Annotated in this window: 16 protein-coding genes and 1 other annotated feature; all 16 genes read right to left on the bottom strand. The window is 35.6% G+C overall.

Annotation, left to right across the window (positions count from 1 at the left end):
* Window positions 1-4: 4 nt before the first annotated feature.
* The 16 genes from HMPREF3023_RS08510 to HMPREF3023_RS08435 all read right to left on the bottom strand — a co-directional run bounded on the left by HMPREF3023_RS08510 (window position 5) and on the right by HMPREF3023_RS08435 (window position 14,448).
* Window positions 5-1,102, bottom strand: coding sequence for a DUF3048 domain-containing protein (locus tag HMPREF3023_RS08510; protein ID WP_070702582.1), 1,098 nt, complete (start codon window positions 1,100-1,102; stop codon window positions 5-7).
* A 380-nt stretch (window positions 1,103-1,482) separates the two neighbouring features.
* Window positions 1,483-2,133 (bottom strand): potassium channel family protein, encoded by a 651-nt coding sequence (locus tag HMPREF3023_RS08505; RefSeq protein WP_070702580.1) that lies wholly within the window; start codon window positions 2,131-2,133, stop codon window positions 1,483-1,485.
* A 3-nt stretch (window positions 2,134-2,136) separates the two neighbouring features.
* Window positions 2,137-3,465: a TrkH family potassium uptake protein gene (locus HMPREF3023_RS08500; protein WP_070702578.1), complete on the bottom strand. Its 1,329-nt coding sequence runs from the start codon at window positions 3,463-3,465 to the stop codon at window positions 2,137-2,139.
* Between the two features lie 68 nt (window positions 3,466-3,533).
* Complete coding sequence (gene rplT / locus HMPREF3023_RS08495; protein ID WP_070702576.1) at window positions 3,534-3,884, bottom strand: 50S ribosomal protein L20; 351 nt, start codon at window positions 3,882-3,884, stop codon at window positions 3,534-3,536.
* A gap of 12 nt (window positions 3,885-3,896) precedes the next feature.
* Window positions 3,897-4,088 carry a 50S ribosomal protein L35 gene (rpmI, locus tag HMPREF3023_RS08490; protein WP_070702574.1) on the bottom strand — a complete coding sequence of 64 codons (192 nt, stop codon included), beginning with the start codon at window positions 4,086-4,088 and terminating at the stop codon, window positions 3,897-3,899.
* An 11-nt stretch (window positions 4,089-4,099) separates the two neighbouring features.
* The gene (gene infC / locus HMPREF3023_RS08485) at window positions 4,100-4,720 is read right to left on the bottom strand and encodes a translation initiation factor IF-3 (RefSeq protein ID WP_246829204.1); all 621 of its coding nucleotides are present in this window, start codon (window positions 4,718-4,720) and stop codon (window positions 4,100-4,102) included.
* Window positions 4,641-4,750 (bottom strand) — a sequence feature (ribosomal protein L20 leader region). Its footprint overlaps the gene before it by 80 nt.
* Window positions 4,751-4,792: 42 nt before the next feature.
* Complete coding sequence (udk, locus tag HMPREF3023_RS08480) at window positions 4,793-5,410, bottom strand: uridine kinase (protein ID WP_070702572.1); 618 nt, start codon at window positions 5,408-5,410, stop codon at window positions 4,793-4,795.
* A complete protein-coding gene (locus HMPREF3023_RS08475) occupies window positions 5,400-6,629 on the bottom strand; it encodes a peptidase U32 family protein (protein WP_070702570.1) in 1,230 nt (409 codons plus the stop codon). Before HMPREF3023_RS08475 ends, udk begins: the two co-directional genes overlap by 11 nt.
* Window positions 6,616-7,272: an O-methyltransferase gene (locus HMPREF3023_RS08470; RefSeq protein WP_070702568.1), complete on the bottom strand. Its 657-nt coding sequence runs from the start codon at window positions 7,270-7,272 to the stop codon at window positions 6,616-6,618. Before HMPREF3023_RS08470 ends, HMPREF3023_RS08475 begins: the two co-directional genes overlap by 14 nt.
* Window positions 7,273-7,314: 42 nt before the next feature.
* The gene (locus HMPREF3023_RS08465; protein WP_070702566.1) at window positions 7,315-8,976 is read right to left on the bottom strand and encodes a ribonuclease J; all 1,662 of its coding nucleotides are present in this window, start codon (window positions 8,974-8,976) and stop codon (window positions 7,315-7,317) included.
* The gene (locus tag HMPREF3023_RS08460) at window positions 8,976-9,434 is read right to left on the bottom strand and encodes a Fur family transcriptional regulator (protein WP_070702564.1); all 459 of its coding nucleotides are present in this window, start codon (window positions 9,432-9,434) and stop codon (window positions 8,976-8,978) included. Before HMPREF3023_RS08460 ends, HMPREF3023_RS08465 begins: the two co-directional genes overlap by 1 nt.
* Entirely contained in the window at window positions 9,435-9,680 is a 246-nt protein-coding gene (locus tag HMPREF3023_RS08455; RefSeq protein WP_070702563.1) for a DUF1292 domain-containing protein, read from the bottom strand.
* 8 nt (window positions 9,681-9,688) lie between these two features.
* The gene (ruvX, locus tag HMPREF3023_RS08450) at window positions 9,689-10,105 is read right to left on the bottom strand and encodes a Holliday junction resolvase RuvX (RefSeq protein WP_070702561.1); all 417 of its coding nucleotides are present in this window, start codon (window positions 10,103-10,105) and stop codon (window positions 9,689-9,691) included.
* 65 nt (window positions 10,106-10,170) lie between these two features.
* Window positions 10,171-10,425 carry an IreB family regulatory phosphoprotein gene (locus HMPREF3023_RS08445; protein ID WP_070702559.1) on the bottom strand — a complete coding sequence of 85 codons (255 nt, stop codon included), beginning with the start codon at window positions 10,423-10,425 and terminating at the stop codon, window positions 10,171-10,173.
* Between the two features lie 48 nt (window positions 10,426-10,473).
* Window positions 10,474-13,086 (bottom strand): alanine--tRNA ligase, encoded by a 2,613-nt coding sequence (gene alaS, locus HMPREF3023_RS08440; RefSeq protein WP_070702557.1) that lies wholly within the window; start codon window positions 13,084-13,086, stop codon window positions 10,474-10,476.
* Window positions 13,087-13,164: 78 nt separating this feature from the next.
* Window positions 13,165-14,448 (bottom strand): AI-2E family transporter, encoded by a 1,284-nt coding sequence (locus HMPREF3023_RS08435; RefSeq protein WP_070702555.1) that lies wholly within the window; start codon window positions 14,446-14,448, stop codon window positions 13,165-13,167.

Raw genomic sequence — 14,448 nt, 5'->3', positions numbered from 1 at the left:
AATTTTATTTTTGATTTTCAAGCTTGGCTGGGGTTTGATTTTCTGTATTGTTTCCTTCCCCTTCTTGACCTTCTTGTCCTTCAGTTTCTGGAACTTGGTAAACTGCGTTACTTTCTTCATCAACTATGGAGAAGAAAGTTCTGCCTGGGCAGAATTTAACTTCAGTTTCATCAGGATATTTTAAGATTGTTTCTGCATCTTCATTTTCCTTTTCCCAAGTTATTGGGGCAAGTTTTCCCTTTTGAAGAAGAAGGCCTGTTCCACTTCCTATGTTTGCCATTTTTAAAGTTCCCTTAGGTCCAGCTACAACTCCCTTTTGGAAGAGGACTACAAGGTTATCTGTATCAAATTCTTGGCCTGTTGCCTCGTCAATAACTGGTTGACCTTGACGGATGTACTTGTATTTTCCTGTAGCTTCATCATAGATAAAGTTTGTCTTGTAGTTTTTGTTAAAGTTTAGTGTTATTTCCCCCACATCAAGACCTTCGATATTTGCTTTCTTGTCGTAGAAGTTAAGAGATGCAGTGTTGTCATTTACGTCAACTCCCTTTTCCACTAGATAATTTTCAAGTTCTGGAAGGGAAATATAACCATTGTGGGGCGCACGCTTGCCAACGTCCTTGTTTCTGTGGAAGACAATCCCTTCAAGTGCAATCCCATCAAGGTCAACAACATTCCTACTTCTTACTTCAGCAAGTCCTGCTTCTGATCCACCCCAGTGGGCATAAATTGCATTGTATTCCTTGGCAGTTTGGACAAAGTAAGGTCTTGCAGAGCGAACTGGTCCCACATTTTCTGGGAAGTTGCTTTGGAAGAGGGCCATGTATCTTGTAAACTCACCCTCAACCCTGTACTCATAGATTATGTCGGCCTTGGAAATTTGTGCTTGAGGCCTTGCATCGTCGTGGTTATCAAGCATAACTGCAAATATTTTTTTATTTTTTTGTTCCTCGTTATCTCTCTCTTCATGAGTTAGTGGTGTGTAATAAACTATTTTTTCTGGTTCTTTTACTTCTGGAGTCTTATTTTCTGTTGTCTTGCCACAGGCAACTAAAGTTGTAGCTGCTAGGCCCACAAGTAAAAGTTTTTTTAATTTTTTCATAAGATTACCTCTTTCATTTCTTTTATGTATTAATTTAATTGTAGTTTATAAATGTAGATATGTAAATAAGAGGATTTTATAAATTTTTATTGGTTAATAGCTTTTTCGTGATAAAATTAAATAAGGCGGTGGTTTTATGTTTTATCTTACAATAGTTCCCCTTTATTTTATTTGCTTGGCAGGATATTTTTTAACTGAGTACACAAAAATTATTAAGAATGAAAAAATAAGAAAGAGAGTCAACATTACTTGTCACGTCATAGCTTGGCTAATACTTTTCTTTTATTTCGTAATAAGAAAATTTATATAAAAATTTGCAAAAAAAAATAAGGACTAGGTCTCAAAGGCCTTAGTCCTTATTTTTTGTTTTTTCATAATTTTTAGTTTTCTTCTATAAAATTTTTGATGTCCTTGTCTGAACCTAAAACTGTCAAAGTGTCATCTTCCTTAATCTTAAAATCAGAGCCTGGATTTACAAAGTTTTCACCATTCCTCTTTACCATCAAGATGTTAAAGTTGTAGTCTTCTCTAAGTCCAAGTTCAGTCAAATCTTTTCCACTCATTTTTACAGGTGCATTGAAATCATAAAAACTGTATCCCTTGGATATTTCATCGGAGTCAAGCAAGTTGTTGTTGGATAAATTATTCGCAACTCTATAACCCATATCTCTTTCTGGAAAAATAATTTTATCTGCTCCACATTTTAACAAAATTTTTCCAAACCTATAGGATGTTGCCTTGGCGATAACTTTTCCAATCCCCGCTTCCTTAGACGCAAGGACTGCCATAATTGCTGGTTCAAGGCTTTCACCAATGGCGACTATTGCCACGTCATAATTGTTTAAAGCTAATTCTCCTACTGCCTTTTCATCTTCAAGGTCACATACAATTGCCTCTGTTACATTGTCGTTAATTAAATCAATTTTTTCATGGTCTGAATCTACGACCACAACGTCATTTTTCAAATCATATAATCTAGTGGCCACAGTGGAACCAAATCTACCACAGCCAAATACAATAAATGTCTTCATTTTTTACCCCACTATAATTTTCCCATATGAATATCTTGTGTGCTTCTTATTTTTCCTATTTAAAAGACCTATTCCAAGAGTAGCTGCCCCAACCCTTCCAAGATACATTAAAACAATTATAATCAACTTTGAAAGAGAACTTAAGTTGGCAGTTAATCCTCTACTAACTCCTACTGTACCAATGGCTGATACAATTTCATATAAAATATCTAGATACAAAAATTTTCCACCTTCGATTATTGTTATACAAAGGGAAGAAAAAATTACCAAGGCAGAGCCCAGTGAAAAAATGCAAAGACTCTTTAAGAGGGCGTCACGTGGAATTGTCTTGTGAAAAATTTCTGTTTCATCATTTCCCCTTAAAACAGATAAGGTTGAAAATAACAAGACACCAAAAGTTGTGGTCTTAATACCGCCACCAGTTGATGCTGGTGACGCACCAATGAACATTAGCATAATAGTTACAATAACTGAGCCTTCTTGCATCTTGCCAATGTCTATGGAGTTAAAGCCAGCAGTCCTTGCAGAAGATGACATAAAGAAGGATGCCAAAAATTTCCCCTTTAGGGTCAAGCCTTCCATAGATGCACTCTTGTGTTCCAAGATAAAGTAGGCTATGGTTCCCAGTAAGAGCAATATTCCTGTAATTGAAATAACAACCTTGGAGTGTAGGCTCAAGTTCCTAAATCTCCTCTTCTTATAGATATCAATATAAACTGTAAAGCCTAGTCCACCAAAAATTATTAGAAAGGCAATAACAAGGTTTACCGTTATGTTGTCTACATAGTCCACAAGGGAGTTGCCAAGAATATCAAAACCTGCGTTACAAAAGGCAGAAACTGCATGGAAGAGAGAAAATAAAATTCCCTTTTGAAGTCCAAAGTCAGGTATAAATCTTGTAGCAAGTAAGACTGCCCCAATAAGTTCTACACTTAAACTAAACTTTATGATATAAATTACTAGCCTTATAATTCCCTTGCTTGTATCAGCATTAGTTTGTTCTTTTATAATTCTTCTCTCAGAAATACCAATTTTTTTATTAAAGGCAAGGGCGATTAAGGACAGGAAGACCATGGTTCCCAGTCCACCAATTTGTATCAAAGTTATAATTACAAGTTTGCCGAAAACTGTCCACTGAGTGGCAGTGTTGGCAACAATAAGTCCCGTTACACAAGAAGCTGATGTTGATGTGAAGAGAGCATTTAAAAATCCAATGGACTTTCCATCAGCTGATGCCATGGGAAGATTTAATAAGATTGCCCCAAATAGTATCAAGCCAAAGAAGGAAAGGCAAACCATAAGTGGTGGATTCTTTTTTAATTTTCTAATCATAATTTCCTCTTTAAATAAATTTATTCAAACTTATTATACAAAAAAAGCTCCCAAAAGGGAGCAATTATTTATTGTTCTTTTGCAATTTCAACTAGTTTTGCAAAAGCAGCTGGATCATTGATTGCCATTTCAGAAAGCATCTTTCTATTAATAGTGATGTTTGCTTTCTTAAGGCCGCTAATGAATTTTGAATAGCTCATGCCATTAATTCTTGCAGCTGCATTAATTCTTGTAATCCAAAGTTTTCTAAAATCTCTTTTTCTTTGTTTTCTACCAATGTAAGCATAGTTAAGAGATTTCATAACAGCTTGGTTAGCAGTTCTAAATAATTTTGATTTAGCACCAAAATATCCCTTGGATTGCTTTAGTATATTCTTATGTCTTTTTTTAGCGTTAACGCCTCTTTTTACTCTAGCCATTTTTACCTCCTATTAAGGGATCATGTGATCAATTCTTCTTTGATCACCTTTAGAAACCGTACTGCTCTTTCTTAATTTTCTTATTCTCTTAGCAGATTTCTTACCTGTTAAATGTCCTTTAAAAGCGTAAAATCTCTTAAGCTTTCCAGAACCAGTTCTCTTAAACCTCTTTGCGGAAGCTCTGTGAGTTTTCATCTTTGCCATAAAAATCCTCCTTAATTATCAGACTTGTCGCTGTCTTTTCTTTCTGAAAGGAACATAACTAAACTTCTTCCTTCCATTTTAGGTTTTTTGTCCACAACTCCATACTCAGAAATTAAATCATAGAACTTGTCGAGAACTTCTCTTCCAAGATCAGTATGACCCATCTCTCTACCTCTAAATCTAACTGAAACCTTAACTCTATCACCGTTTTTTAAGAAATCAATAGCTCTATTGGCTTTAGTATTCAAGTCATGATCTTCAATGTTTGGACTAAATCTAAGTTCCTTAACATTGATCACCTTTTGCTTTTTTCTAGCTTCTTTTTCTTTTTTCTCTTGCTCGTATCTGTATTTACCATAGTCCATTATACGGCACACTGGTGGTTTTGCATTTGGAGCAACTTTTACTAGGTCCAGTTTTTTAGATATAGCCATGTCGATGGCTTGATTCTTGGACACAACACCAAGTTGATTGCCCTCATCATCTACTAATCTGACTTCCTTTTCTCTTATCTCTTCATTGATTTGAAGTTCTTTAATTTCTAAGCACCTCCGTAAATTAAAAAAGCGGGCACCTAAAAAGATGCCCGCAAATTCATCGTAATTTTCAAATAACCTAAATGACTGTGCCATTAGGTGAGAAGCGGACTTCTTCTTTAATAACAAAGACAATAATAGCACAGATGTCTTCCATTGTCAAACACTTTATACCAAAGATTTTATTTTTTGGTACAAAATATCAATGGCAACTTCATTTTCGCCACCTTCTGGGATAATTAAGTCCGCATACCTTTTTGAAGGCTCAACAAATTGAAGATGTGATGGCCTAACTGTTGCAAGATACTGCTCAATAACTGAGTCAAGGGACCTTCCCCTCTCAAGCATATCTCTCTTAATCCTTCTTATTATCCTAACATCGGCATCAGTGTCCACAAAAACTTTTATGTCCATGATGTCGATTAGATTGATCTCGTTAAAAATTAAAATTCCCTCGAGAATAATAATTGGCTTTGGCTCAACAACTTCTTTTTCCTTACTCCTGTTGTGGAGGGCGAAGTTATAAATTGGTTTCTCAATAGACTTCCCTTCCTTTAACATTTGTAGGTGTTGAAATAAGAGGTCATTGTCAAAGGCAAGAGGATGGTCATAGTTTGTCTTGACCCTCTCTTCAAAATCCAAATTAGACTGGTCCTTGTAGTAGGAATCTTGCTCAATTACTGACACATTGTCTCTTCCAATTAGTTCAATTAGTTTCTTGGTAACAGTGCTCTTGCCGCTACCACTTCCACCACATATTCCAATAATGCAGGCCTTATTCTTCATTTTCTCTCCTTAAAATAAATCCTTTTTTAATAGGTTCTTCGATTTTAATTTTAAAAATTTGCTTTGCCTTGTTTGCAACGTCTATTTCCCTGTCCTTATCATCTAACATCTTTTCTATCTTGTAGTCAAAGTGTTTTATGCCAGGTCCAAAGATCTCAATTTCTTCCCCAACAAAGACCCTATTTCTTTGTTCAATTGTTGCAATCTTTGTTTCCTCATCATAGTCTAGGACAATTCCCACGAAGTCGTAACCTCTGATATAAGAGTTGTCCTCATAAACTTGTGAGTCTTCGTTTGCTTGTCCATAGAAGAAACCTGTCGTGAAGTCTCTGTGACTTACTTTTTTAATTTCTTCTAATAGGGATGGGTCGTACTTGTAATTTTCTGGATCAGCATAATATGCATCGATTGCCATCCTGTAAGACCTAATTACTGTTGCAAGATAGTATTCACTTTTTACACGACCTTCGATTTTAAGGCTGGCAATACCAGCTTCAATCATTTCGTCTATGTGTTCAATCATGCAAAGGTCCTTGGAGTTCATGATAAAAGTTCCCTCTTCGTGTTCTTCTATTGGGAAGTATTCTCCAGGTCTCTTTTCTTCAACTAGGTTGTACTTGTACCTGCAAGGTTGAGCGCAGTCACCCATGTTGGCATCTCTTCCTGTCATGTAATTTGACAAAAGACATCTGCCTGAGTAGGACATGCACATGGCACCGTGAGCAAAAGTTTCAACTTCTATTGTGTCGCCAACTTCTTTTATAATGTCGGCAACTTCCTTTAGGCTAAGCTCTCTTGCCATTACAACTCTTTCTGCTCCCAGTTTTTGCCAGAATTTTACAGTTTCCACATTGGTAACTGATCCTTGTGTTGATATGTGGATCGGGAAGTCTGGTGCAACTTCCTTTACCTTCATAAACATACCTGGATCTGCAACTATTAGGGCGTCAACTCCAATTTCATAAAGTTCTTTGATGTAGTCTTCTACACCTTCCATGTCGTCATTGTGGGGAATGATATTTAAAGTTACGTGAATCTTCTTTCCCCTCTCGTGTAGGTAGTCTGTTGCCCATTTAATATCTTCCATGGAGAAATTTTTGGAAGCCTTCCTAAGTCCAAAACTTTCTCCTCCAAGATATACTGCATCGGCACCATATTCCACTGCAGTTTTTAATTTATTTATATCACCTGCCGGTGCTAAAAGTTCAATCTTCTTCATCTTTTCTCCTCACTAAAAGTATTCCGTCCCCAATGGGGATTACTGATGAGTCAAATCTCTCATCACTAGAAATATCTTTTAAAAATTTTCTAAGTCTTTTTACAATTGTTATTTTTCTTCTCTTTACAAGGGAGTCCTCTGCTATCATTCCTTTAAAGAGGACATTGTCGCAGAGAATTATTCCCCCATGATTCAAATTTTTTAGGGCCTCATCAAAATATTTTTCGTACTGACCCTTAGCTGCATCTATAAATATAAAGTCGTACTTTTCTTCCAAATCAAGAAGAAAGTCATAGGCATCGCTGTGGTGAACTTTTATTGTGTCTTCAAGTCCCACATCAGAAATATTTTTCCTTGCGATTTCTACCATTTCTTCCCTTAACTCTACGCTGTCGATTTTTTCTATGCACTTATTTCTCTTGGCAAAGGAAATAGAAGAATAGCCTATGGCAGTCCCAAGCTCAAGAATCTTCTTTGGCTTGTGGATGGCGAGGAGAAAGTTAATAAATTCTTCACTTTCCCTCTCCACTATTGGAACGTGATTTTCTTCTGCGTAATCCATCATCTCGCGAAGCTTTTCATCTTTTAATTCTTTTAAATCTCTTAAATAGTTTTCTATATAATCGTAATTTATATTTGGCATAATTCCTCTAAAAAAGGGAACCTCTTAGATTCCCTAAATATCCTAAACCTCCATAATAATTGGTAAAATCATAGGATTTCTCTTTGTGTTTTTGAAAATATATGATCTCAAGTTATCTCGTATATCAGACTTAAGTCCATTCCAATCCTTTAAGTTGTCGCGTGAATCGTCATTTAAGATTTTTCTAACAACATTTTTTGCATCTTCAATAAGGTCTTCTGATTCTCTTACGTAAACGAAGCCTCTTGATATAATGTCAGGACCTGAAACAACCTTGCCTTCTTTTGTCAAGGAGATAACAACAATTATTAGTCCGTCTTCTGATAAGTGTCTTCTGTCTCTTAGAACGATGTTACCAACATCACCTACTCCAAGTCCGTCAACAAGGATATTTCCTGATGGAACATCTCCCACAAGTTTTGCAGACTTTTGTGAAATCTCAAGACAATTACCATTTTCCATTATAAAAATGTTTCTTTCATCCATGCCCATTTGCTGTGCAATTTTTGCGTGCTTCATAAGGTGTCTTACTTCACCATGGGCAGGTATAAAGTATTTTGGTTTTACTAGACTTAATATTAGCTTTAACTCTTCTTGACAAGCGTGACCAGAAACGTGAATTTCTGATAGGGTTTCATATATTACCTTTGCTCCTCTTTCAAGAAGTCTATTTATTACCTTTGTTACAGCATTTTCATTTCCTGGTATTGGAGTTGCTGAAAGTATAACTGCATCATTTGGTGTAAGTTGAATTTTTCTATGTTCTCCATAGGCAATTCTTGTAAGAGCTGACATTGGCTCTCCTTGTGAACCTGTTGTTATTAATACAATTTCACTGTCGTCATACTTGTCCATATCCTTAATGTCAACAAAGGTATCTTTTTTGACCCTAAATTGTCCAAGCTTTCTCGCTGTTTCTGTTACATTTACCATGGACCTACCAGACAAGACAACTTTTCTGCCATATTTTTCAGCAGAGTTAATAATTTGTTGAACCCTGTGAACGTTGGAAGCAAAGGTTGCAATTATAATCCTGTTGTCTGATAAACTTTGGAAAAGTCTATTAAAGGTTTCTCCAACCTTGGACTCACTCATTGTGTAGCCTTCTCTTAGGACGTTAGTAGATTCACCTATCATAGCTAGTACACCCTTTTGTCCAATTTCTGCAATCCTTGTTAAGTTAATAGGTTCTCCACTGATTGGAGTGAAGTCTACCTTAAAGTCACCTGAGTGGTAAACATATCCCAATGGTGTCTTTATTGCAAGAGCACAGGCATCAGGAATAGAGTGGTTTACATTAATCCATTCTACTTCCATCTTGCCAAGTTTAACAACATCTCCAGCACTTACTACGTGGAGTTTATCCCTTGAAAGTCTATGTTCTTTTAATTTGTTTTCTAGGAGTCCAATTGTTAGACCAGTTCCATAAATATCTAGGTCTAACTTTCTTAGTACATAGGGAATAGCACCAATATGGTCTTCGTGACCGTGAGTTAGGACAAGTCCTCTTATCCTGTGCTTGTTGTTCTCTAGGTAAGTTACATCTGGTATTACAACATCAATACCAAGCATTTCGTCTTCTGGGAAAGTCATACCACAGTCTATGATGATAATATCATCTCTATATTCAACTAGTGTAAGATTCTTTCCTATTTCGTGAAGTCCTCCCAGTGGGATTATCTTCACCTTATTTGTGTTTCTCATTAATTTGCCTTCTCCTCAATTTTGTGTTGGCAGTCTTCGCAATAACCCATAAATTTTAGAGTGTGGTCAACAATTTTAAAATTCTTATCTTTCTCTATCTTTGCTTCTAGTTCATTTAAGTTGTCAATATCAACTTCTTCTACTTTGCCGCAATTTATGCAAACGAGATGGTGGTGCCTATGGCCTTCATTGGGTACTCTTAGTTCATATCTTAAAATATTGTCATCAAATGCAATTTGATCTAAGACTCCAAGTTTGTGGAATAATTGCACGGTCCTATATATAGTTGCAATTCCCATTTCTGGGTCCTTCTTTGCAACTAAGTTATAAACTTCTTCTGTAGTCAAGTGTTTGTCCTTGTTGTCCAGAAAAATTTCATAGACCTTTGCTCTCTGTTTAGTGTATTTATATCCACTGTCCTTTAAGATTTTTTTGACAGGTTCAATGTTTCTTTCCATTTATTCACCGTCTAATTCGTCTAAAAGTTCTTCATAAGCCTTGCTTGCAACTTCTAGCTCGTCATCATCGATGCCAGCAAGAAGTTCGTCACCATTTTCGTCTTCAATTACCTTTAATATATAAATTTCTGGATTTTCTTCGTCTGTATAGAGTGCGACATAATCAGTGTCCTCAACAGAAAATTTTGCATCAACAAAAAATTCAACTTCTTTATCATTTTCGTCATATAATTTTATTTTTTCCATTTTATCACCTATAATTTTAATCTATCCAGATAGGATTGCAGGATGTAAGTCGCTGCAATTTTATCTATATATTTTTTTCTATTCTCTCTTCGAACTGAACCCTCTATTAAAACTTGTTCTGCCATTAAAGTGGTCATTCTCTCGTCTACATACTCAATCTCTACTTTAAATTTGTTTTTAAGCTTTTCTGCAAACTTGATCACTTTTTCACTTTGTGGCCCAATAGTGTTGTTCATGTTCTTTGGAAGACCTACCACTACTTTTTCTACATTGTTCTCTATAATAATTTCATGAATTTTCTCATAGGCTATCTTATTTGATTCTCTTTTTATTGTCATAAGAGGTTGTGCTGTAAGCAAAAGGGCATCTGATATAGCTACCCCAATCCACACATCTCCTACGTCTAAGCCTAAAATTTTATTCATTTAACCACAACCTTTACAGGTACATATATAATATGTAAAAGAGATGGACAAGCCATCTCAATCTTTTAAATCTTTTCTAAATAAACTTTTAACATTTCTTGTAAAAGCTCGTCACGCTCTACTTCTTGTATCATGGATCTTGCATTATCATGGCTTGTGATATATGTTGGATCACCTGATAATATATATCCTATAATTTGGTCACTTGGGTTGTATCCCTTTTCTTCTAGAGCATTGTAAACTGTTTTTAAAATGCTTTTTATTCTCTCTTGTTCCAAACTACTTTTTTCAAAAATTTGTGTATTATTATTTTGACCCATAATTACCTCCAAATAGATTATACCATAAAAGTATCTATTTTGATATTTTTATAAGAGCTCATCTAGCTTGTTTAGAGCTTCTTCAACCTTATCTAAGTCCTTTGCACCAGCAGTTGCCATATCAGGTCTACCACCGCCGCCACCGCCAGCTACTTTGGCGATTTCTTTGATTAATTTACCTGCAGCGATTTTCTTTTCAACAAGATCCTTAGAAACTGCACATACAAAGTTTAATTTATCATCATTTACAGTTGCAAATAGAACTACAACTGATCCAAGCTTGTTTCTAACCTCATCTGCTAGGTCACGAAGAGTATTTACATCTACTCCATCGAACTTTTTAATAACATACTTGATTCCATTTCTTTCTCTAACATCCTTTGTTAAGTCAGAAATTTGATCTTTAGCAAGGTCGTGTTCAAGCTTTTCAATAGATTTATTTGCTTCTTTTAGGTTTTTAATATTTAATTTTATCTTTTGAATAATTTCATCCTTGTTGGATTTTAATTCACTAGCTATTGTTTCTTCTTTTTCACTTAAGTTATTTAGGTATTCATAAACAGCTGGTCCTGTAATAGATTCAATTCTCCTAACTCCATTACTTATACCACTTTCAGATAGGATCTTAAACATGGAAATTTCAGAAGTGTTGGATACGTGAGTACCACCACAAAGTTCACGAGAATAATCTCCCATGGATAGGACTCTTACTTGGTCTTGGTACTTGCCTTCGAATAATCCTATTGCTCCCATTTCTTTGGCTTCTTCAAGTCCTGTTACCTTTGTTTCAACTGGAAGTCCTTCAAAGATTTTTTCATTTACTCTTCTTTCAACTTCAGCAATTTCTTCTTTTGTCATTGCATCAAAGTGGGAAAAGTCAAATCTCATCCTATCAGGCATAACTAGGGATCCTGCTTGGTTTACATGGCTTCCTAAAACGTCTTTAAGGGCCCTGTGAAGTAAGTGAGTTACAGAGTGGTTTCTCCTAATGTTATTTCTTCTCTTAGAATTTATAATAGCCTTAACTGGAGCTTTTTCCAGTCTACCTTCCTCAACCTTTACAAGGTGAAGGTGAAGTCCATCCTTAGTTTTCTTTGTGTCAGTAACTTTTAGCTTAAAGTTGTCAGAAATAATTTGGCCAGTGTCTCCAACTTGACCACCACTTTCTCCGTAGAAAGTTGTCTTGTCAAGGACTACAAGGCCTTCTTCTCCTTCATTAAGAGAGTCAACTATTTCATCATTGGCAATTATTCTAACAATATTTGCCTGGCATTCATCTTCTTCATAACCTAGGAATTCATCACTAAGTCCTTCAAAGAGATGCTTGTTGTCTTGGTTTGCCCAACCAATGTTGGAGTCGTTTCTAGCTTCTCTAGCCCTTCTCTTTTGGTCATCCATTTCCTTCTTAAAGCCATCCATATCAACGTCATAGCCGTCTTCTCTTAGGATTTCTTCTGTTAAGTCAATCGGGAAACCATAAGTGTCATATAGTTTAAAGGCTTTTTCACCATCTAGAAGTCTTTCCTTGTTTTCCTTCATTTCATCCATGTGGGCCCTTAGTCTAACAAGTCCACCATCAATTGTTTCTAAGAATTTTTCTTCTTCTCTTCTAATAATTTCCTTGATGGATTCTCTGTTTTCCTTGAGCTCTTCATATTGTTCGCCCCAAGAGTCAATTACCATGTCGGCAATTTCATATAGAAAGGCTCTTTTAATTCCTAGCTTTCTTCCATGTCTTGCAGCTCTTCTTATAAGTCTTCTAAGTACATAGCCTCTTCCCTCATTTGAAGGGACAATTGTATCAGAAATCATGAAAGTCATCGCCCTAATGTGGTCTGTTATAACCCTAAAGGAAATATCTAAGTTTTTATCCTTGCCATATTCTTCCCCAGAAACTTTTGCAATTTCTTGGATTATATCTTTTATGGCATCAATTTCAAATATATTGTCAGTTTCTTGTAGGACTGTAGCAATCCTTTCAAGTCCCATACCTGTATCAATGTTTGGATGAGCTAGAGGATTGTAGTTTCCTTCTTCGTCCTTGTCGAATTGTGTGAATACAAGGTTCCAAATTTCAATAAATCTGTCTCCTTCTCCACCAGGTCTTTCTTCTTCTGATCCGTGTTCTAGTCCTCTGTCAACGTAAATTTCTGAACATGGACCTGATGGACCAACTTCAAGTTCCCAGAAGTTATCTTCTTTGCCTAATCTGATGATTTTTTCTTCATCAATTCCCACTACATCCTTCCAAATGTTGTAGGCTTCATCGTCTTCATAATAAACTGTAACCCACAAGTCTTCTTTTGGGATTTCGAGATTAACTGTCAAAAATTCCCAAGCCCATGGGATTACTTCGTGCTTAAAGTAGTCTCCAAAGGAAAAGTTCCCTAACATTTCAAAAAATGTTGCGTGTCTATCAGTTAAACCTACATTATCTATGTCGCCAGTCCTAATACATTTTTGGCAAGTAGTAACTCTCTTTGCAGGTGGAACTTCTTCGCCAGTGAAAAATTTCTTCATTGGTGCCATTCCAGCTCCAATTAAGAGAAGTGATTTATCATTCTTTGGAATTAGTGAAAAACTTGGTAGTACAAAGTGTCCCTTTGATTCAAAAAATTTTAAAAATTCAGTTCTTATATCGTGTAAACCTAAATGTTTCATATTACAACTCCTATTAAAAATCCTCCCATACCCTGGGAGGATGTGCTATAAACATTATAATTATAAAGAATATGAATGTCAATTAGAGCTGTATCTGTCGTTGTATTTTATTTTGATAAAATCAACAAGTATAAAGATAATTGACATCAATGGAACAGAAATTACCATTCCCCATACACCAAAGATTCCACCACCAATAATTATTGAAATTAAAATTACAAGTGGGTTTAGTCCAGTTGAATCTCCAATGAGTTTTGGTGCGAGAATATTGTTCTCTACCCATTGAACTATTACGAATAAAATCAAAACCCATAGGGCCTTCATAGGCGAGTCCATAAAGGCAAATAAAACTGCCGGCGCACAACCAAGGAAAGGACCAATATAAGGGATTATATCTGCCACACAAGTTATAAGACCAATGATAATGGCAAAGTCTACTCTTAAGACTAAGAGGTAGGCCATAGTTATTAATCCTACGAAGATTGCCATTAGCATCCTTCCCCTAATGAATTGTTGGAGGGCTGTGTCAATATTGCTTGTGAGATATGAGATGTCGTCTCTGTATTTATTTGGTATGGCCTTTTTCACTCTATGCATAAATCTATCCTTGTCCACTGAAAAGTAGAAGGAAAAGATTATAATTAAGACAAGTCTAAAGGCCGAAGTTAAAAATCCATAAAGTTTAGAAAGTACATTGGAAAGAGATCCCATTAGTGATCCTTGGGCCTTGACTATTAGGTCGTTAATAGTCGCCTTAATAGAATTTAAAATATCAGAAACTATTTGTGGTGTCTCAACATCCCCATTTACCTTTGGATTTGTCTCCTTGTAGACATTTATAAAGTTTTCTGGAAGCTCAATATTAAACTTGGCAAATACATTTGACGCGAAATTATTAACTTCTCTTATTAGGGTATCCACCATGGCAGGCAGACTTGTAAGCAAGTTGGAAATTTCATTAATAGTTTTTGGTATTACTGAAACTATTAAGATTCCAAAAATAAGTATAGCTGAGATGTAAACTATTATTACACCAAACTGTCTCTTGACTCCCTTCCTCTCCAAGTAGTTAACTATTGGGTCGATAATATAGGCAAATATTATTGCTATTATTACCGATGAAAGTGTGTAGCCAAGGATTGGGAACTTATTAAAGATTATATTTATTAAGTAAAAAATAAGTATCCCCAAAAATATTTTTGTGATAAGCCTTAGGTCTATATTTATCCTCTTCTTGCCATCAATGTATCTGTTCCCAATATTTATTAGATAGTAAATTGCTAAAAATATTAAGAGAATAGAAAGAATGGCAAGGGCATAAATCATAAATCTAGCAGCATTACCAGATATTTGCTCTAACAT

Source organism: Peptoniphilus sp. HMSC075B08 (assembly GCF_001815405.1).
In the GTDB taxonomy this organism is placed as follows: domain Bacteria; phylum Bacillota; class Clostridia; order Tissierellales; family Peptoniphilaceae; genus Peptoniphilus_A; species Peptoniphilus_A harei.
This window is presented reverse-complemented; position numbering and strand designations above follow the sequence as displayed.